Below are 19,023 nucleotides of genomic sequence, written 5' to 3'. Positions count from 1 at the left end.
AGGATACTCCTCACCCCTTTCGTCGATCTCGGTTCTTGCGTTTCAGAGCCTTTCAATGACCAGGGCGATGCCTTGGCCAACGCCTATGCACATGGTGCAGAGGGCGTAGCGGCCCTGGCGCTCTTCCAGTTCGTGCAGCGCGGTGGTGACCAGCCGCGCGCCGCTCATGCCCAGCGGGTGGCCGAGGGCGATGGCGCCGCCATTGGGATTCACGCGAGGGTCTTCGTCGGCGAGACCCAGTTCGCGCAGGACGGCCAGGCCCTGGGCGGCGAAGGCTTCGTTGAGTTCGATGACGTCCATGTCGGCCAGGGACAGGCCGGTCAGCTCCAGCACCTTGCGGGTTGCCGGCACCGGGCCGATGCCCATGATGCGCGGCTCGACGCCGGCGGTGGCCATGCCGACCACCCGCGCGCGGGCCTTCAGACCGTGGCGCTTGGCGGCTTCGCTGCTGGCCAGCAACAAGGCGCAGGCGCCGTCGTTGACACCCGAGGCGTTGCCGGCGGTGACGCTGCCACCCTGGCGGAACGGCGTGCCCAGTTTGGCCAGCTGTTCCAGGGTGGTGTCGCCGCGCGGGTGCTCGTCGTGCTCGACCAGCTTGGGCGCGCCTTTACGCTGGGGAATCTCCACCGGGACGATTTCCTTGGCCAGGCGGCCATTGGCCTGTGCGGTGGCGGCGCGCTGCTGGCTGCGCAGGGCGAAGGCGTCCTGGTCCTCGCGGGAAACATTGAACTGCTCGGCCACGTTCTCGGCGGTTTCCGGCATGGAGTCGATGCCGAACTGCGCCTTCAGCAGCGGGTTGACGAAGCGCCAGCCGATGGTTGTGTCGAAGATTTCGGCCTGGCGGGAGAAAGCAGTCTCCGCCTTGCCCATCACGAGCGGCGCGCGAGACATGGACTCCACGCCGCCGGCGAGCATCAGCCCCGCCTCGCCGCAGCGTAGGGCACGGGCGGCGTTGCCGATGGCGTCCAGGCCGGAGCCGCAGAGGCGGTTGAGTGTGGTGCCCGGCACGCTCAGCGGCAGGCCGGCCAACAGGGAAGACATGCGCGCGACGTTGCGGTTGTCTTCGCCGGCCTGGTTGGCGCAGCCGTAGATCACGTCGTCGATGGCGCTCCAGTCCAGCTCCGGATGGCGGGCCATCAGGGCGCGGATCGGCACGGCGCCGAGATCGTCGGCGCGCACGCCGGACAGCGCACCGGCGTAGCGGCCGATGGGCGTGCGCACGGCGTCGATTATCAGGGCGTCATTCATCAGGGTTCTCCTGCGCGAGTACCGGGCCGCGCACTTTGTAGGACTTGCCGTGGAAGAGGGCGATCAGTTGCCCGTTCTGGTTCTCGATGCGCACGTCGTAGTTGCCGGTGCGGCCGCTGCGGCTCTGCTCGGTGGCCTGGGCGGTGAGGGTGTCACCCAGGCGCGCTGGCGCCACGTAGTCGATGCTGCAGCCGATGGCCACGGTGGCCTCGTTGTAGCTGTTACAGGCGAAGGCAAAGGCGGAGTCCGCCAGGGCGAACAGGTAGCCGCCGTGGCAGGTGCCGTGGCCCTGGACCATGTCCGAACGCACGGTCATGCCGACCCGGGCCTGCCCCGGTGCCACGGAGAGCAGGCGCATGCCCATGGCCTGGCTGGCGGCGTCGCGCTCGAACAGGGCGCTGCCGCAGGCTTCGGCGAGGGAAAGGGCTTCGTGGTTGGTCATCGGAAGTTCCTCCCTTCGGCCACCTGGCGGCGCAGCAGCAGGGAAGGGCGGTAGCGCTCTTCGCCATAGCTGGCCTGGAGGTTTTCCAGGGTGCGCAACACGGCCGGCAGGCCAATGGCGTCGGCCCAGGCCAGCGGGCCCTGCGGGTAATTCACGCCTGCGCGCATGGCGAGGTCGATGTCGCCGGCCGAGCCGACACCCTGCAGCACCGCGTCGGCGCCTTCGTTGGCCAGCATGGCCACGGTACGCAGCACAGCGAGGCCGGGAATGTCGGCCAGGGGGCTGACCTTGAGGCCGGCGCGTTGCAGCAGCGCCACTGCCTGGTCCAGTGCGCCTTCGGCGGTGCCCGCTGCCCAGCTGATGCCCAGGCGAGTGGCCTTGGCGTAGTCGAGGGCGAGGTCCAGCAGCACGAGGTTGGCGAGGCCGTCTTCGCCGGCGCGCTGGCTGGCCAGGCGGCCGTCGGACAGGGAAAGCACCGCGTCACCGACGCGCAGCAGACCGTTGCCATCGCGGCGCACGATCGTCACGCCGGCATCCGCCAGGCGCTGCACCAGGGGTTCGGCCACGCCGAGGTTGCCTTCCACCACGCAGGCGTCCACGGCGGCGGTACCGGCCAGCTCGGCCGGCTGCGGGCGCTCGGCGCGTTCGGCGTAGTCATAGAAGCCGCGACCGGTCTTGCGGCCCAGACGGCCGGCGTCCACCAGTTCCTTCTGGATCAGCGAGGGCTGGAAGCGGAAGTCGCCGTAGTAGGCGTCGAACACCGAGCAGGTGACGGCGTAGTTGACGTCATGGCCAATCAGGTCGGTGAGCTCGAAGGCGCCCATGCGGAAACCGCCGGCGTCACGCATCAGCGCGTCGAGGGTGGCGCAGTCGGCGGCGCCTTCCTGCAGCAGGCGCAGGCTTTCGGCATAGAAGGGGCGCGCCACGCGGTTGACGATGAAGCCCGGCGTGGACTTCGTGTGCACCGGCTGCTTGCCCCAGGCCTTCGCGGTTTCGTAGAGGCACTGGGCGAGCGCGGGATCGCTGGCCAGACCGGAGACGATTTCCACCAGGGCCATCAGCGGCGCCGGGTTGAAGAAGTGCATGCCGATCACCCGGCCCGGATGTTCGAGGCCGGCCGCCAGGCTGGTAATGGACAGCGACGAGGTATTGCTGGCAAGGATGCAGTCTTTACCGCACAGCGCTTCCAGCTGGCGCAGCAGGCCGCGCTTGACCTCAAGGTTCTCGACGATGGCCTCGATCACCAGGCCGGAGTCGGCCAGGGCGTCGATGGACTCCGCCGGTTGCAAGCGGGCGACGATGGCGGCGCGGGTTTCGGCGGAGAGTTTGCCTTTCTCCACCACGCGGCCGAGCTGGCGGTCGATACCGTCGATGGCCTGGGCGGCCGCGCCGGGGCGGTTGTCATAAAGCCTGACCGGATGACCTGCCTGGGCGGCCACCTGGGCGATGCCGGCACCCATGGCGCCGGCGCCGATCACGGCAACGGGGACGCAAATATTCAGGGCGGGCATGGGATCAGCGTCCTTTGAAGGCTGGGGTGCGCTTTTCCATGAAGGCGCTTACGCCCTCGCGGTAATCCTCGCTGCGCCCGGCCAGGCGCTGCAGGTCGCGCTCCATATCCAGCTGCTCGTCGAAGCTGTTGTTCAGGCTGGCGTTGAGGCTGCGCTTGATCAGGGCCAGGCCGTAGGTGGGCTGGGTGGCCAGGTGGCGGGCGAGCTTCAGGGACTCCTCGCGCAGGGCGGCATCATCCACCACGCGGTAGATCAGACCCCATTGCTCGGCCTGTTCGGCGGTCAGACGGTCACCCAGCAGGGTCAGGGCCTTGGCGCGGGCCATGCCGACCAGGCGGGGGAGGGTCCAGGTGCCGCCTGAGTCCGGGATCAGACCGATCTTGCAGAAGGCCTGGATGAAGCTGGCGGAGCGGGCGGCCAGGACCAGGTCGCAGGCCAGCGGGATATTGGCGCCGGCACCGGCGGCCACGCCGTTCACTGCGCAGATTACCGGCAGCGGCAGGTCGCGCAGCGCGCGGATCAGCGGGTTGTAGAACTTCTCGATGGACTCGCCGAGATCCGGGGCGGCGGCGCCCGGGGCGACATTGCGGTCGCCCAGGTCCTGGCCCGCGCAGAAGCCGCGGCCCTCGGCGGTGAGCAGCAGCACGCGCGCCTCGGGGTTCTGCCGCACCAGCTTGAGGGCTTCGCGGACCTCACCATGCATCTTGGCGTTGAAGCTGTTCAGCTGCTCCGGACGGTTGAGGCTGAGGGTGGCGACGCCAGCCTCGATGGAAAACAGGATGTGCTCGAAATTCATGGGCAAAGGCGCTCCAGGTCTGTCGAAAGAGGGCGGTCAGCGATTACTGGCCGGTGAATTCGGGGCGGCGCTTTTCCTGGAAGGCCTGGATGCCTTCCGCGCGGTCGCGGGTGCCGGCCAGCAGGGTGAAAGCGTGGCGCTCGAAGCGCAGCCCGCTGGCGAGGTCGGTGTCCTCGGCCTTGAGCAGCGCTTCCTTGGCCAGGCGCACGGCCAGCGGCGCCTTTTGCGCGATGACGCGGGCGATGGCGATGGCGCGCTCGACGGTGAACTCGGGCTGGGTCACTTCGCTGACCAGACCGGCGCGCAGGGCATGGCGGGCGCCGATGGCTTCGCCGGTAAGCACCATCTGCATGGCCAGGGACTTGCCCACGGCGCGCAGCAGGCGCTGGGTGCCGCCAGCGCCGGGCATGATCCCGAGGTTTATTTCCGGCTGGCCGAAGCGGGCGTCTTCGCCAGCGATGAGGATGTCGGCGTGCATGGCCAGTTCGCAGCCGCCGCCCAGGCAGAAGCCATTGATGGCAGCGATCAGCGGTTTGCCGAAGCGGGTGATGCGCTGCCAGTGGGCCAGGCGCGGGTCATTGAGGATGCCCACCAGGTCGCGCTCGGCCATTTCCTTGATATCCGCGCCGGCGGCGAAGGCCTTGCGGCTGCCGGTGATGACCACGACGCGGGTCTCGGCGTCCTGCTCGGCGGCGTCTAGTTCGGCGGCCAGCTCGCCCAGCAGTTCGGTATTGAGGGCATTGAGCGCCTCCGGACGCTGCAGGGTGATCAGGCGGACACCCTGCTCGGGCGGCAGGACGGCAAGGGTACGAGGCATGTCGACTGTCCTCAGGTGCGCGCGCGGCCTCGATGGCCACTCTTATTAGTGGGTTCGGGGTGGGCCCCTTCCTGTGTCCCCCTGACGCAATGGCCGGGGCGACTTTGGCTGGAGTATATCCATAAAGCGATACAAAACAATAACTGAACATATTATTTATGTGTCTAAAGTGTGGCGCCTTTACTACCTTAGGGCAGGTTGCTGGTATTCGCCGGTGGCGCGCGCTGCCTGTGTTTTATGGGTTTGCGTGCCTTTGGATGGCCTGAAAAGTTCGCCGATGACCGGTCGTCATCTGATACAGCTGCCTGAGCTTTTATGTTTCAGATTGATGTGATACAAAATCCATCATCGAGCGAATCGCTTTGTGCCATCTTGTGGCCCCATCCGCCTTGTTGAGGAGTTTCCCCATGTCGACCACCGCCCGTGCTGCCGCCCTCGAACTGTTCGAGCACCACCGTGGCACCCTCGAGCGCGCCGTTCAGGCGATCAGCGAGCGCGGCTACTGGTCGCCCTTCCCGGAAAGCCTCAAGCAGTACCCGGAAGAGGCGGTGAAGGGCGCCCAGGCGGCCTTCGAGGCGCTGCTCGGCCAGCATTTCGTCCTGGCCGGCCCGCAGCCGGTGGGCCGCGCCGGCGCCGAGCGCTCGCCCTACGGCTTCGACCTGAATGTGAGCTATGACCAGTACGATGCGGATCAACTGCTGTCGCGCCTGCAGGCGGCGTTGCCGGCCTGGCGCGACGCTGGCCCCAAGGCGCGGGTCGGCGCCTGCCTGGAAATCCTCCAGCGTCTCAACGCCCTCAGCCCGACCCTGGCCCATGCGGTGATGCACACCAGCGGCCAGGCCTACATGATGGCGTTCCAGGCTGGTGGCCCCCATGCCCAGGACCGGGGTCTGGAAGTACTGGCCTATGCCTGGCGCGCCATGAACGAGGTGCCGGAAGTGGCGCGCTGGAGCAAACCCCAGGGCAAGCAGGACCCGCTGGTGCTGGACAAGCGCTGGCACATCGTCCCGCGCGGCCTGTCGCTGGTGATCGCCTGCTCCACCTTCCCCACCTGGAACACCTATCCCGGCCTGTTCGCCAGCCTGGCCACCGGCAACCCGGTACTGGTCAAGGCGCATCCGGGCGCGATCCTGCCGGTGGCCATGAGCGTCAAGGTCGCCCAGGAGGTCCTGGCCGAACTCGGTTTCGATCCGGCGCTGGTGAGCCTGGTGGTGGACAGTCCTGACGCCCCGGTCAGCCAGCGCCTGGCCCTGGACCCGCGGGTGAAGCTGGTGGACTTCACCGGTTCCACCGCCTTCGGCAATTGGCTGGAGGACAACGCCCGCCAGGCGCAGGTCTTCACCGAGAAGGCCGGCATCAATAGCGTCATCATCGACAGCGTGCGCGACCTCAAGGCCGTGGCGCGCAACCTGGCGTTCTCCCTCAGCCTCTATTCCGGGCAGATGTGCACCACTACCCAAGCTATCTATGTGCCGCGCGGGGGCATCCGCAACGGCGACGAGCAGATGAGCTTCGACGATGTCGCCCAGGCGCTGGCCGGCGCGATCCGTAGCTTCCTCGCCGATAACGAGCGCGCCTGCGCGGTGATCGGTGCCATCCAGTCCGAGGCCACCGCCCAGCGTATCCAGGCCTGTCGCCAGCTGGGTGAGGTGCTGCTGGACAGCGAGGCCCGCGAGCATCCGCAGTTCCCCGGTGCGCGCATCCACACGCCGCTACTGCTGAAGGTGGATGCAGCCGATCGGGACGCCTATTCCGAGGAGCGCTTCGGCCCCATTGCCTTCGTCATTGCCACCGACGACACCGAGCACAGCCTGCGTCTGGCCGGTGAGGTGATTGCCGATAAGGGCGCCCTGACCCTGGGCGTGTACTCCACCGACGACAGCGTGCTGGACCGCGCCGAGCGGCTGTCCTTTGATGCAGCCGTGGCCCTGTCGATCAACTTCGACGGTGGCGTCTTCGTCAACCAGTCCGCCGCCTTCAGCGACTTCCACGCCAGCGGCGGCAACCCGGCGGCCAATGCCTCCATCACCGATGGTGCCTTCGTCGCTCGTCGCTTCGTCACCGTGCAGAGCCGCCGACACGGCGCATAAGCCCCTATAAGAAGAAGGAATCCGCGATGACCTGCTACAGCCTCGATGGCCTGACCCCGGTGGTCCATCCCACCGCCTACGTGCACCCGACCGCCGTGCTGATCGGCGACGTGATCATCGGTCCGGGCTGCTATGTCGGCCCGCTGGCCAGCCTGCGCGGCGATTTCGGCCGGATCGTCCTGGAGGAGGGCGCCAACATCCAGGACACCTGCGTGATGCATGGATTCCCAGAGAGCGACACGGTGGTCGAACGCAATGGTCATATCGGCCACGGTGCCGTCCTGCACGGCTGCCGAATCGGCGAAGACGCGCTGGTAGGCATGAACGCGGTGGTGATGGACGGCGCGCGCATCGGTGCGCGCTCCTTCGTTTCCGCCACCGCCTTCGTCAAGGCCGGTTTCAGCTGCGAGGAACAATCGCTGGTGATGGGGGCCCCGGCGCAGGCCAAGCGCCGCCTGAGCGACGAGGAAGTGGCCTGGAAGCAGGCCGGCACCCGCGAGTACCAGGTATTGGCCCAGCGCTGCCTGGAGAGCCTGGTGGCGTGCGAGCCGCTGGCGGAGGTGGAATCCGACCGGCCACGTATAGCCGACCGCGGCCTGCGTCCGAAGGGTACTTCGTCGCAATGAGGGCGGTCTTCGCACACCCGGGGCTTTCCCCAATGGTCATGCCGAGGAGCCTGCGGGTATATTCGGCATCTTTTCCGTTTCCAGTATGCCCATGACTTCGCTCGTGCCCTTGGACCAACTCGTCACCCGCTTCCAGCAGCAGACGCCGATCCGCGCCAGTTCGCTCATCATCACCCTCTATGGCGATGCCATCGAACCCCACGGCGGTACTGTCTGGCTGGGCAGCCTGATCCAGCTGCTGGAACCCATGGGCATCAATGAGCGGTTGATCCGCACCTCCATCTTCCGCCTCACCAAGGAAGGTTGGCTGAGTGCGGAAAAGGTCGGCCGGCGCAGCTACTACAGCTTGACCGGCGCCGGCCGGCGGCGTTTCGAGAAGGCGTTCAAGCGGGTCTACAGCTCCAATGTACCGGCCTGGGACGGCGCCTGGTCCCTGGTGGTGCTCTCGCAGCTGCCCCAGGACAAGCGCAAACAGGTGCGCGAGGAACTGGAATGGCAAGGTTTTGGCGCAATCTCGCCCACCGTGCTGGCCAATCCGCGCTGCGACCGGGTGGACCTGAGCGCCACCCTGCAGGAGCTGGACGCCCTGGAGGACAGCATCCTGTTCGAGACCCGTTCCCAGGACGTGCTCGCCTCCAAGGCCCTGCGCATGCAGGTTCGCGAGAGCTGGAACATCGATGAACTGGGTACCCACTACAGCGAGTTCATCCAGCTGTTCCGTCCGCTCTGGCAGGCGCTGCGCGAGCAGGAGAGCCTGCAACCGGCCGATTGCTTCCTGGCCCGGACCTTGCTCATCCACGAATACCGCAAATTGCTGCTGCGCGACCCGCAACTCCCCGACGAACTGCTGCCGGGAGATTGGGAAGGCCGCGCGGCGCGCCAGTTGTGCCGCAATATCTACCGACTCATCTTTGCCAAGGCAGAGGAATGGCTGAACGCGGCGTTGGAAACCGCGGATGGTCCGTTGCCGGATGCCGGCGAGAGCTTTTATCAGCGTTTCGGTGGGTTGAAGTAGCCACGCCGCTTTTTCGGCGACTCATCACGGACGAGGTAAACCCGGCCTGCCACGACGTCAGGCCGGATAACGACAAGAACAATGCCTAGCGTGAGGCTGAGAAAGCCATGACGACTGCACAAGCACTGAGGGCAGACCACTTCGACGAGTGGCTGCAAGGTATCAACCAGGTCTGCGGGCGCTTCGGCGCCAAGCTGCTGGGCTCGGAGTTCTCCGGAGCCATCCGCGAATACAAGGCCGGCGCCATCAAGCTGAGCTTCGTGGACGTGGCCCAGGCGCGTCTGTTCCGCACTCAGAAGGAGGTGGCGCAGAGCGACGGCAAGCACTTCTACCTGGCACTCCAGCTCAATGGTCATTCGGGCATGGAGCAGGGCGGCAACAGCATCGAGATGGGGCCCGGCGACATCACCCTGATCGACTCCACCCAGCCCAGCGACTTCGTCTACCGCGAGAATTCCTGCCAGCTGTCGCTGATCCTGCCGCGCCATATGGTGGAGCAGCGCCTGCGCTTCTCCGGCGTACGCTGTGCCCAGCGCATCCCGGCCAGCTCGCCGGTCGCGATGCTGGCCAACCGGCTGATCCTCGAATCCACCCGCCAGGACAGCCTCAGCCTGCCGGAAAGCGAAGCCACGCTGGAGGCGGTGGTCAGCCTGCTGCGTCCGGCCATCAGCGCCGCCGAGGCTGAGCAGGATGTGCACGAACGCATGTTCCGCAAGACCCTGCGCTTTATCGACGAGAACATCTGCGCCGAGGAGCTCTGCCCCGAGACCATCGCCCGTGAAGTGGGGGTATCGGTGCGCGGCCTGTACCGCATGTTCGCCAGGAAGGGCCTGGTGGTGGCCCAGTACATCAAGAACCGCCGCCTCGACTTCTGCGCCGAAAGCCTGCGCCACGCCACCGCCGAGCAGAAGCTCTCGGCCCTGGGCTATGCCTGGGGCTTCACCGATTCCAGCTACTTCTCCACCGCCTTCAAGGGCCGCTTCGGCGTATCACCCAGCGAGTACCGCAGGCAGTACGGCAAGGGCTGAGGCTCGCCCCTCCAGGGAAACCCTGACGGGCGCGAACCTTCGTAGGTTTTGGCTGAGGCCACGAAGCCCAACGCGCGGATTCGAACGCCGCCACGTTGGGCTTCGCTTCGCTCTGCACCAACCTACGGCAGGACTGCGTCCTGCTTGGCGAATGAATTCGCCCCTACAGGTGTTCTTCGCCCCCATGCCGCTTTGTCTGGCAGCCCTGCCAACACGTCTGGCACAGACAAAAAAACCTCGATTCTCTCCAGCACCGAGAATCCGGACATCGGCCCTGATTCCGCGTACGCCGTTGCGACTGCGCGGGGCGGGCTTGTGGACGATCGAGGTGGTGAGTTGATGTTCAAACGCAATACGGGGCCGCTGTTCGCCGTGCTGGCGCTGATGGCAACTCAGTCGGTGCTGGCGGCGGACTGCGTTCCGGAGCAGGTACAGAAGGGGGCGGCGCTGTTCGGCAGCGACTGCTCCGTGTGCCATTCGGCCAAGACCGGCGGCCCGACCATGATGGGTCCGAACCTGCACGGCCTGTACGGGCGAAAGTCCGGCAGCCTGGCCGGCTTCAGCTACTCCCAGGCGATGAAGGACAAGGCAGTCGAATGGCAGCTGGACAGCCTGGAGCAGTTCATCGCCCAGCCCCAGGCCTTCGTCACCGGGACCTACATGCCCTATGCCGGAATGGCCGGCGCCGATGACCGTCGCGCGGTGGGCTGTTTCCTGGGCGCACAGAAATGATGGCGCCGGGCAGGCGCCCGGCTTTCGGATGAAGAGGATCGAGAATGAGCAAGGTTGAAATCCTGCCGCAGGTCGCGGCATTCCTGGAGCGCCGCCACGGCTGCTTCATCGATGGTCAGTGGGTGCTGCCGGAAGGCCCGACCACCCCGGTGCTGAACCCGGCCACGGGCGAGACCATCGCCGCCGTGCCGGACGTGCCGCTGGAGTATCTGGAGCGCGCCGTGCAGTCCGCCCACCAGGCATTCAAGTCTCGCGTCTGGTCCGGCCTGCGCCCGGCCGACCGCGAGCGCATCCTGCTGCGCTTCACCGCGCTGGTGGAGGAGCACGCCGAGGAACTGGCCCAGCTGGAAACCCTGAGCCAGGGCAAGTCGATCAACATCTCGCGCATGCTGGATGTCGGCGCCACCGTGGAGTTCATGCGCTACATGTCCGGCTGGGCGACCAAGATCGAAGGCCAGACCCTGGACGTGTCCATCCCGATTCCGCCGGGCTCGCGCTTCACCGCCTTCGCCCGCCGAGAGCCGGTGGGTGTGGTGGCCGGCATCGTGCCGTGGAACTTCCCGCTGATGATCACCACCTGGAAGCTCATGCCAGCCCTGGCCTGCGGCTGCACCGTGGTCATCAAGCCGGCCAGCGAGACCCCGCTGACCGCCCTGCGCCTGGCCGAGCTGGCCTTCGAGGCAGGCATTCCGGCCGGCGTGTTCAACGTCATCACCGGCGGCGGCGGCACTGTGGGCAACGCCCTGGCCTCGCACCCGCTGATCAGCAAGGTGTCCTTCACCGGCTCCACCGCCGTGGGCAAGAGCGTCGGCGTGGCTTGCATGGAGAACATGACCCGCTTCGCCCTGGAGCTGGGCGGCAAGAACCCGATGATCCTGCTGGAAGACGCCGACGTGGAGAAGGCGGTGCAGGGCGCGCTGCTCGGCGGCCTGCTGAACCAGGGCCAGGTCTGCGCGGCGGCATCGCGCTTTTATGTGCACCAGTCTCGCTACGAGGAATTCGTCCAGGGCCTGGCGGCTGCCGTGAAGGGGCTGTCCATCGGTCCGGGCATGGACCAGGAGGCGGCGATCAACCCGCTGGTGTCCTACAAGCAGCAGCAGAGCGTGCTCAAGCACATCGACCTGGCCCGCCAGGAAGGCGCCCGCGTGGTGGCCGGCGGCGAGCGCCTGGAAGGCGAGGGTTTCTTCGTCCAGCCCACCGTGCTGGCGGACGTGAACCACGACATGACCGTGGCCCGTGAGGAAGTCTTCGGCCCGGTGCTGTCGGTGATCCCCTTCACCGACGAGGACGCCATGATCGAACTGGCCAACGACAGCCCCTACGGCCTGGCGGCCAGCCTCTGGACCAATGACCTGTCCAAGGCGATGAACCTGGTGCCGCGAATCGAGGCCGGCACCGTCTGGGTCAACGCCCATGTGCTGCTGGACCCGAACATGCCCTTCGGCGGCGTCAAGCAATCCGGTATGGGCCGTGAATTCGGCCGTGCAGTGATCGAGGCTTACACCGAGCTGAAATCGGTCTGCATCGCCCACTGAGCAAGACCCTCGATTTCCGGCAGGCGCTTCACGCCTGCCGGTTTTTTTGTGGGCGGTAGTTCGGGGGTGCGGGCCGTTACTTCACTCCCTTGTTCTCGATCAGGTCGGCATCGAACAGGTGTTCCAGTTCGGCGCGGGCTTCGCGAGCGGTCTGGATCACCGCGGCATCGTCGTCATAGACCTTGTGCTGGGCTGCCAGCACTTCCTCGTCATGGCGCTGGAAGCGCCTGATCCGCGCCGCAGCCTGTTCTTCGTTCAGGCCAAGGCCGAGCAGTGCCTGGTGGCTCATCTCCAGTGCGGAGTGGAAGGTCTCGCGCACCGGTACGGCGCCCAGGTCCAGCAGGCGGTGCACATGCTGGCGGTTGCGCGCGCGGGCGATGACCTTGATATGGGGATACAGCTGCTTCACCAGTTCGGCGGTCTTGAGGTTGGTGTCCGGGTCGTCCGTGGCAATGATCAGGAACTCGGCCTTGTCCACCTTGGCCGCCCGGAGGATTTCCGGTCGCAGCGGGTCGCCGTAGAAGATCGGCATGTGGCCCAGGCTCAGGCTGCGGCCGTAGTCGATCATCTCCACTGCCGTATCGAGGGCCACATAGGGCACCCGCTGGGCGCGCAGCACCCGCGCGATGATCTGGCCCATGCGCCCCATGCCGGCGATCACCACGCGCGGCGCATCGCTGTCGATGCGGGCATATTCATCCGGCACGGAAACGGGTGACGGTTTGGCCTTGAACAGCCGGAACAGGCCCAGTACCAGCAGCGGCGTGACGGCCATGGAGAGGGTGATGCTGAGCACCAGCAGGCCGTGCAGGCGGGTGTCGACCAGGCCCTGTTCGTGGGCCAGCTTGAACACGACGAAGGCGAACTCGCCGCCAGCGGCCAGGATGATGCCCAGGCGCAGCGCATGAACGCGGTCCAGCCCACCGGCGAGGTGCCCCACCAGATAGAGCAAGGGCAGCTTCAGCAGCATCAGCAGTACGGTCAGGACCAGCACCGCGAAGGGCTCGTTCAGCAGCAGGCTGAGGTCGGCGCTCATGCCCACGCTCATGAAGAACAGGCCCAGCAGCAGGCCCTTGAACGGTTCGATCTGGGCCTCCAGCTCGTGGCGGTACTCCGAGTCCGCCAGCAGCAGGCCGGCGATGAAGGCGCCGAGGGCCATGGACATGCCGGCCAGCTCCATCAGCCAGGCCGTACCGATCACCACCAGCAGCGACGTGGCGGTTGCGACTTCCTTCAACCCCGCCTTCAGCACGATGCGGAACACCGGCCGCAGCAGGTAACGCCCGCCGACGATCACCGCGCCGATGCTGCCCACCGCCAGGAGGATGTCCCGCAGTTCGACCTCCCCGGCGTCCAGGTGGCGGGCACCGGCGAGCAGCGGCAGCAGGGCGATCAAGGGAATGGCGGCGATGTCCTGGAACAGCAGGATGGCGAAGGCCAGCCGGCCGTGGGGGCTGGTGAGTTCCTTGCGTTCGGCGAGTATCTGCAGGCCGAATGCGGTGGATGAGAGCGCCAGGCCGAAGCCCAGCACGGCCGCAGTGTTCAGGGGACGGGAGAACACCAGCCAGGCTACCGAGCCAATGGCCAGCGCGGTCAGCAGCACTTGCGCCAGGCCCACGCCGAATACCGAACGGCGCATCACCCAGAGACGCCTGGGCGAGAGTTCCAGGCCGATGATGAAGAGCAGCAGCACCACGCCCAGTTCGGAGACTCGGGCCACGCTTTCGGGGTCGGTGACCAGGCGCAGCACCGACGGGCCGATCAGCACCCCGGCCAGCAGGTAGCCCAGCACCGCACCCAGTTGCAGGCGCTTGGCCAGGGGGACGGTGATAACGGCTGCGAACAGGAACACCACCGCTGCCTGCAACAGGCCGCCGTCATGGGGCATGAGTCACTCCTTGGTCCATTGCGTGAGGGGCGACATCTTAGAGCAGGGAGAGGCGTTGGGGCAGGGCGCCGCGCCGATACGACGCGGCGCCCGTGCGGCTCACTTGGCGGTGAGGGTGCTGTAGCTGGTGATGAGGTTGCGATAGTCGGGGATGTGGTTGGAGAACAACGCGGCCAGGCCTTCGATGTCGTTGCGCCAGTCACGGTGCAGTTCGCAGGCCACGCCGAACCAGGTCATCAGCTGGGCGCCGGCGGCTTCCATCCGGCGCCAGGCGGCGTCACGGGTGACTTCGTTGAAAGTGCCGGAAGCGTCGGCGACCACGAACACCTCAAAGCCTTCCTCGAGGGCCGACAGCGCCGGGAAGGCCACGCAGACCTCGGTGACTACACCGGCGATGATCAGCTGCTTCTTGCCGGTGGCCTTCACCGCCTTGACGAAGTCTTCGTTGTCCCAGGCGTTGATGTTGCCGGGGCGTGCGATGTAGGGCGCGTCGGGGAACTGCTCCTTGAGCTCCGGCACCAGGGGGCCGTTAGGGCCGGTCTCGAAGCTGGTGGTGAGGATGGTGGGCAACTTGAAGTACTTGGCCAGGTCGCCCAGGGCCAGGACGTTGTTCTTGAACTTGTCGGGCTCGATGTCCCGTACCAGTGAGAGCAGGCCGGCCTGGTGATCGACCAGGAGCACGGCGGCGTTGTTCTTGTCCAGACGCTTGTATTGGAAAGCCATGGTGAATCTCCTTGCTGCGGTTGGTCGTCCGCCCTTGTGGGGCGGACAGCTCGGGGTCAGCGCTGTGAATCCAGCACTTCGTTGTCCTTGGCCACCTGCTGCGCCTTCATGTAGCTCTCGATCAGCAGTTGGTAGTGCGGGAACACTTGACTATAGGCGGCCGCCCACTCGGCAGCGTCCGGACGGTTCCAGGTCTGCTGCACTTCGGCGCAGACGGCGGCGGTATCCATGGGCACCACACCGGCCTGGACGACGCGCGCCAGAGTGATTTCCTGGGCCATCTTCGAGTAGGTGCCTGACGCGTCGATGACAGCGAACACCTGGTAGCCGGCATTCACCGCGCTGATGCTGGGGAAGGCCATGCACACGCTGGTGATGGTGCCGGCGATGATCAGTTGCTTGCGCCCGGTCTTTTCCACCGCGGCGACGAATTCGGGATTGTCCCAGGCGTTGATCTCGCCCTTGCGCGCCACGTACTGGGCATGGGGAGCGGCTTCGTGGATTTCGGGGATCAGCGGGCCGTTGGGGCCTTGCGGCACCGACGCGGTGGTGATGACCGGCATCCTGGCCAGGGTAGCGAGCTTCGCCAGGGTGATGGCGTTGGCCCGCAGCTCGGTCATGGGCATGTCCTTGACCGTCTGGAACAGCCCGCTCTGATGGTCGATCAGCAGCATCGCGGCGTTATTCGGGTCGATCTTCGGGATCTTGCCGTTGAAATTCGCGACTTGGGCAAAGTTGTTCATGGCTTCTTACCTCTTTTTCGGGGTGATGGCCGTCCTGGCCGGGGCGGTCGCCCGCCGGCCCACGAATCCGTCGTGGGGGTTAACCAGACTAGGCAACGGCCAAGTCCAGCGTGTGACCGTCAGTCGTCCATGCGACCGAACTCGCCGGCCTGGAAGGCCTGGATCGCCTGGCGTATCTCGGCTTGGCTGTTCATCACGAAGGGTCCGTAGCCGACGATCGGCTCGTCGATGGGCTCGCCGGAGAGCAGCAGCACCAGGGCCTCGTTGTTGGCTTCCAGTAGCAGCTCGTCGCCTTCGGGCTCGAACAGGACCATCTGGCCTTCGCGCACCAGTTCCGTGCCATTCACCTGCAGGGTGCCGCGCAGCACCACCAGCGCCGTGTTGCGACCGGGCTCGAGGCCGAGGTTCACCGGCTTGCCGGGGTTCAGGCGGATATCCCAGACGTCCATGTCCGTGAAAGTGCGCGCCGGGCCCTGCTGGCCGGCGAACTCGCCGGCGATCAGGCGCAGGCTGCCGGCCTTGTCCGGCAGCGGCAGAGTAGGGATATCGGCGTCGAGGAGGGTCTGGTAGCCGGGCGCGGCCAGCTTGTCGCGGGCCGGCAGGTTGACCCAGAGCTGGACCATCTCCAGGGTCCCGCCGCTGCGGGTGAAGGCTTCGGAATGGAACTCCTCGTGGAGGATGCCCGAGGCCGCCGTCATCCACTGCACGTCGCCGGGGCCGATGCGCCCGCCGGCGCCGGTGGAGTCGCGGTGTTCCAGCTCGCCCTGGTAGACGATGGTGACCGTCTCGAAACCCCGGTGCGGGTGCTGGCCGACGCCACGGGGACGCTCGGCGGGCTCGAAGTCGGCGGGACCTGCGTAGTCCAGCAGCAGGAAGGGGCTGATGTGCTTGCCCAGGCTGTCGTAGGAAAACAGCGTGCGAACCGGGAAGCCGTCGCCGACCCAATGCGGCCGGGGGCTGGTGTAGATACCGAGGATCTTTTTCATGGTGTGCCTCCTGAAATCCATGGAGCACACCTTAGAATTGCAACGCTGGTCGCAGTAGACCGACTAAATTGGTCTCAGAGTCCTATTTGGAGAACGCTGTTGGAAGACCTCAACGACCTCTATTACTTCGCCCAGGTGGTGGAGCATGGTGGCTTCGCCCCGGCCGGGCGCGCCCTGGACATGCCCAAGTCCAAGCTCAGCCGGCGCATCGCCAACCTGGAGGAGCGCCTCGGCGTGCGCCTGATCCAGCGCTCCACGCGGCACTTCTCGGTCACCGAGATCGGCCAGGAGTATTACCGCCATTGCGTGGCCATGATGGTGGAGGCCGAGGGCGCTGCGGAGGTGATCGAACGCAACCGTTCCGAGCCCCAGGGCGTGGTGCGCATCAGCTGCCCCACGGCGCTGCTGGACTTCTGGGTGGGGCCGATGCTGACCCGCTTCATGGTGGAGTACCCACTGGTGGAGCTGCACATCGAGAGCACCAACCGCCAGGTGGACCTGATCCAGGAGGGCATCGACGTTGCTCTGCGCGTGCGCTTCCCGCCCCTGGAGGACACCGACCTGGTGATGAAGGTGCTGGCCAACAGCACCCAGTGCCTGGTGGCCAGCCCGGTGTTGCTGGAGGGCTTGCCGCAGCCGCTGGTGCCGGCGGACCTGGCCAGCCTGCCGAGCCTGCACTGGGGTGCGGCCCTGCGCGAGTACATCTGGCAGCTGGAAGGCCCGGACGGCGCCAGCGCCGCCGTACGCCACCATCCGCGACTGGTCACCGACGACCTGCTGGTGCTGCGCCAGGCCGCCGAGGCGGGAGTGGGCGTGGTGCACATGCCCTGGGTGGTGGCGCGGGACGAGCTGGCCAGCGGCAAGCTGGTGCAGGTGACGCCAGACTGGGCGCCGCGGACCGGCATCGTGCATGCCGCGTTCCCATCCCGGCGCGGGTTGCTGCCGTCGGTCAGGACCCTGATCGATTTCCTGGCGGAGGCGTTCAGGGGGAGTGATATGAGGTGAGGGGAATATGCACAACGGCACGGGGCGCTTTTCCTGTGGGGGCGAATTCATTCGCCAAGCAGGCCGAAGGTCTGCCCTTCGTGTCCGCAGGGGGCAGCGTGGCTGCCCTTGGCGAATGAATTCGCCCCTACAAGGTAACGGTGCCGCCGATTGGACTTGTGCGGTGCTCGGCCCGCGTTTCCTGTAGGGGCGATTTCAATCGCCAAGCAGAACGTAGTTCTGCCGTTGGTTGGCAGCTGCCGTCAGAACGCGAAGCAGGAACAGCCCAGCGCGCCCCAGAAGCCCTGGTAGTCACTCACCGGCACATTCGACTGGCGCGCCCGCTCGTGGCTGTGGGCATGCACGGCGCAGGCGCCGACGCACTGATGGACCTGGGCGGCGAGCGGCGCGGCGGGCTTCCAGTGGCCGGGGACCTTGGCTACCGGCGACCACTCGGGCAACACCGGCAGCTGCGGCGGGCCGAGCTTGTCGAACTCGGCGGCGGCATAGACCACCTTGCCGTCGACCACGGTCAGCACCGACTCGATCCACTTGATGGCCTCCTCCTCGACGCTGAAGAAATCCGCCGACAGCGCCGCGAGATCGGCCAACTGGCCCACCTTGATCTGGCCCTTCTTGCCCTGCTCGCTGGAGAACCAGGCGCTGCCGTGGGTGAACAGCTGCAGCGCGGTCTCGCGGGAAAGGCCCTGGGGGTACAGCTCCATCCCGCCGACAGTGCGGCCGCTGACCAGCCAGTAGAGCGAGGTCCAGGGGTTGTAGCTGGACACCCGGGTGGCGTCGGTGCCGGCGCCCACCGGCACGCCTTCGGCCAACATGCGCTGGATCGGCGGGGTCTGCTCGGCGGCCTTGGCGCCGTAGCGGTCGACGAAGTACTCGCCCTGGAAGGCCATGCGGTCCTGGATGGCGATGCCGCCGCCGAGGGCGCGAACGCGCTCGATGTTCTTCGGCGAGATGGTTTCGGCATGGTCGAAGAACCAGGGCAGGCCGTTGAACGGGATGTCGCGGTTGACCTTCTCGAACACGTCCAGCATGCGCGAGATGGATTCGTCGTAGGTGGCGTGCAGGCGGAAGGGCCAGCGCTGCTCCACCAGGTGACGCACCACCGGCTCCAGTTCCTGCTCCATGGTCTGCGGCAGGTCCGGGCGCGGTTCGAGGAAGTCCTCGAAGTCGGCGGCGGAGAACACCAGCATCTCGCCGGCGCCGTTGTGGCGCAGGAAGTCGTCGCCCTGGCCGGGCTTGACCAACTTGCTCCAGGCCTGGAAGTCGGCCAGCTCTTCCTTGGGCTTCTGGGTGAACAGGTTGTAGGCGATGCGCACGCTGAGCTGGCCCTGCTTGGCCAGTTCCTCGATCACCTGGTAGTCGTCCGGGTAGTTCTGGTAGCCGCCGCCGGCATCGATGGCGCTGGTGAGGCCCAGGCGATTGAGCTCGCGCATGAACTGGCGAGTGGAGTTGACCTGGTACTCCAGCGGCAGCTTCGGCCCCTTGCTCAGCGTCGAGTAGAGGATCATCGCGTTGGGCCGGGCGACCAGCATGCCGGTGGGCTCGCCATTGGCGTCGCGCTGGATCTCGCCGCCGGGCGGATTGGGGGTGTCCTTGGTGTAGCCGACCACCTTGAGTGCGGCGCGGTTGAGCAGGGCGCGGTCGTAGAGGTGGAGGACGAACACCGGAGTGTCCGGCGCGGCCTTGTTGAGCTCGTCCAGCGTGGGCATGCGTTTCTCGGCGAACTGGAACTCGTTCCAGCCGCCGACCACCCGCACCCACTGCGGCGAGGGTGTGCGCTCGGCCTGCGCCTTGAGCATGCGCAGGGCGTCGGCCAGGGAGGGCACGCCTTCCCAGCG

At 66.7% G+C, this 19,023-nt stretch carries 17 protein-coding genes; 7 read left to right on the top strand and 10 right to left on the bottom strand.

All coding sequences use genetic code 11. The annotated features are described in order from the left end of the window. Positions 1–42 precede the first annotated feature (42 nt). The 5 genes from pcaF to paaF are packed head-to-tail and all read right to left on the bottom strand — an operon-like array spanning position 43 to position 4,814. Entirely contained in the window at positions 43–1,248 is a 1,206-nt protein-coding gene (pcaF, locus tag E8F12_RS09940) for a 3-oxoadipyl-CoA thiolase (protein WP_280325077.1), read from the bottom strand. Continuing rightward, positions 1,241–1,690, bottom strand: coding sequence for a hydroxyphenylacetyl-CoA thioesterase PaaI (gene paaI, locus E8F12_RS09935; protein WP_280325076.1), 450 nt, complete (start codon positions 1,688–1,690; stop codon positions 1,241–1,243). The genes pcaF and paaI overlap by 8 nt, the downstream gene beginning before the upstream one ends. Next, positions 1,687–3,201, bottom strand: a complete 1,515-nt coding sequence (paaH, locus tag E8F12_RS09930; protein ID WP_280325075.1) for a 3-hydroxyacyl-CoA dehydrogenase PaaH — start codon at positions 3,199–3,201, stop codon at positions 1,687–1,689. The genes paaI and paaH overlap by 4 nt, the downstream gene beginning before the upstream one ends. 4 nt (positions 3,202–3,205) lie before the next feature. Continuing rightward, positions 3,206–3,997: a 2-(1,2-epoxy-1,2-dihydrophenyl)acetyl-CoA isomerase PaaG gene (gene paaG, locus E8F12_RS09925; protein WP_280325074.1), complete on the bottom strand. Its 792-nt coding sequence runs from the start codon at positions 3,995–3,997 to the stop codon at positions 3,206–3,208. 43 nt (positions 3,998–4,040) lie between these two features. Beyond that, complete coding sequence (paaF, locus tag E8F12_RS09920) at positions 4,041–4,814, bottom strand: 2,3-dehydroadipyl-CoA hydratase PaaF (RefSeq protein ID WP_280325073.1); 774 nt, start codon at positions 4,812–4,814, stop codon at positions 4,041–4,043. A 407-nt stretch (positions 4,815–5,221) separates the two neighbouring features. Between paaF and paaN the strand changes: the two genes are divergently transcribed. The 6 genes from paaN to E8F12_RS09890 all read left to right on the top strand — a co-directional run bounded on the left by paaN (position 5,222) and on the right by E8F12_RS09890 (position 11,840). Then, on the top strand, positions 5,222–6,904 hold the full coding sequence (gene paaN / locus E8F12_RS09915) for a phenylacetic acid degradation protein PaaN (protein WP_280325072.1): 1,683 nt from the start codon (positions 5,222–5,224) through the stop codon (positions 6,902–6,904). 26 nt (positions 6,905–6,930) lie between these two features. Next, positions 6,931–7,530 (top strand): phenylacetic acid degradation protein PaaY, encoded by a 600-nt coding sequence (paaY, locus tag E8F12_RS09910; RefSeq protein ID WP_280325071.1) that lies wholly within the window; start codon positions 6,931–6,933, stop codon positions 7,528–7,530. A gap of 91 nt (positions 7,531–7,621) precedes the next feature. Continuing rightward, positions 7,622–8,545: a phenylacetic acid degradation operon negative regulatory protein PaaX gene (gene paaX, locus E8F12_RS09905; protein ID WP_280325070.1), complete on the top strand. Its 924-nt coding sequence runs from the start codon at positions 7,622–7,624 to the stop codon at positions 8,543–8,545. 107 nt (positions 8,546–8,652) lie between these two features. Beyond that, positions 8,653–9,573 (top strand): transcriptional regulator FeaR, encoded by a 921-nt coding sequence (gene feaR / locus E8F12_RS09900; protein WP_280325069.1) that lies wholly within the window; start codon positions 8,653–8,655, stop codon positions 9,571–9,573. Positions 9,574–9,912: 339 nt separating this feature from the next. Then, positions 9,913–10,305 carry a c-type cytochrome gene (locus tag E8F12_RS09895; RefSeq protein WP_280325068.1) on the top strand — a complete coding sequence of 131 codons (393 nt, stop codon included), beginning with the start codon at positions 9,913–9,915 and terminating at the stop codon, positions 10,303–10,305. A gap of 44 nt (positions 10,306–10,349) precedes the next feature. Continuing rightward, positions 10,350–11,840 carry an aldehyde dehydrogenase family protein gene (locus E8F12_RS09890; protein ID WP_280325066.1) on the top strand — a complete coding sequence of 497 codons (1,491 nt, stop codon included), beginning with the start codon at positions 10,350–10,352 and terminating at the stop codon, positions 11,838–11,840. A 76-nt stretch (positions 11,841–11,916) separates the two neighbouring features. Here E8F12_RS09890 and E8F12_RS09885 read toward each other — a convergent pair whose 3' ends face one another. The 4 genes from E8F12_RS09885 to E8F12_RS09870 all read right to left on the bottom strand — a co-directional run bounded on the left by E8F12_RS09885 (position 11,917) and on the right by E8F12_RS09870 (position 16,180). Continuing rightward, positions 11,917–13,728, bottom strand: a complete 1,812-nt coding sequence (locus tag E8F12_RS09885) for a monovalent cation:proton antiporter-2 (CPA2) family protein (RefSeq protein WP_280325065.1) — start codon at positions 13,726–13,728, stop codon at positions 11,917–11,919. Positions 13,729–13,827: 99 nt separating this feature from the next. Continuing rightward, a complete protein-coding gene (gene ycaC, locus E8F12_RS09880) occupies positions 13,828–14,451 on the bottom strand; it encodes an isochorismate family cysteine hydrolase YcaC (RefSeq protein WP_280288602.1) in 624 nt (207 codons plus the stop codon). 56 nt (positions 14,452–14,507) lie between these two features. Next, positions 14,508–15,194: a hydrolase gene (locus tag E8F12_RS09875; protein WP_280325064.1), complete on the bottom strand. Its 687-nt coding sequence runs from the start codon at positions 15,192–15,194 to the stop codon at positions 14,508–14,510. Between the two features lie 119 nt (positions 15,195–15,313). After that, positions 15,314–16,180 (bottom strand): pirin family protein, encoded by an 867-nt coding sequence (locus tag E8F12_RS09870; RefSeq protein WP_280325063.1) that lies wholly within the window; start codon positions 16,178–16,180, stop codon positions 15,314–15,316. 96 nt (positions 16,181–16,276) lie between these two features. On the opposite strand from E8F12_RS09870, the gene E8F12_RS09865 reads away from it, so the two are divergent. Continuing rightward, complete coding sequence (locus E8F12_RS09865) at positions 16,277–17,185, top strand: LysR family transcriptional regulator (RefSeq protein WP_280325157.1); 909 nt, start codon at positions 16,277–16,279, stop codon at positions 17,183–17,185. 242 nt (positions 17,186–17,427) lie between these two features. Here E8F12_RS09865 and E8F12_RS09860 read toward each other — a convergent pair. Then, on the bottom strand, positions 17,428–19,023 hold a 1,596-nt coding region (locus tag E8F12_RS09860; protein ID WP_280325061.1), incomplete at its 5' end, for an amidohydrolase.

Source organism: Pseudomonas sp. BN102 (assembly GCF_029871245.1).
Taxonomy (GTDB): domain Bacteria; phylum Pseudomonadota; class Gammaproteobacteria; order Pseudomonadales; family Pseudomonadaceae; genus Metapseudomonas.
This window is presented reverse-complemented; position numbering and strand designations above follow the sequence as displayed.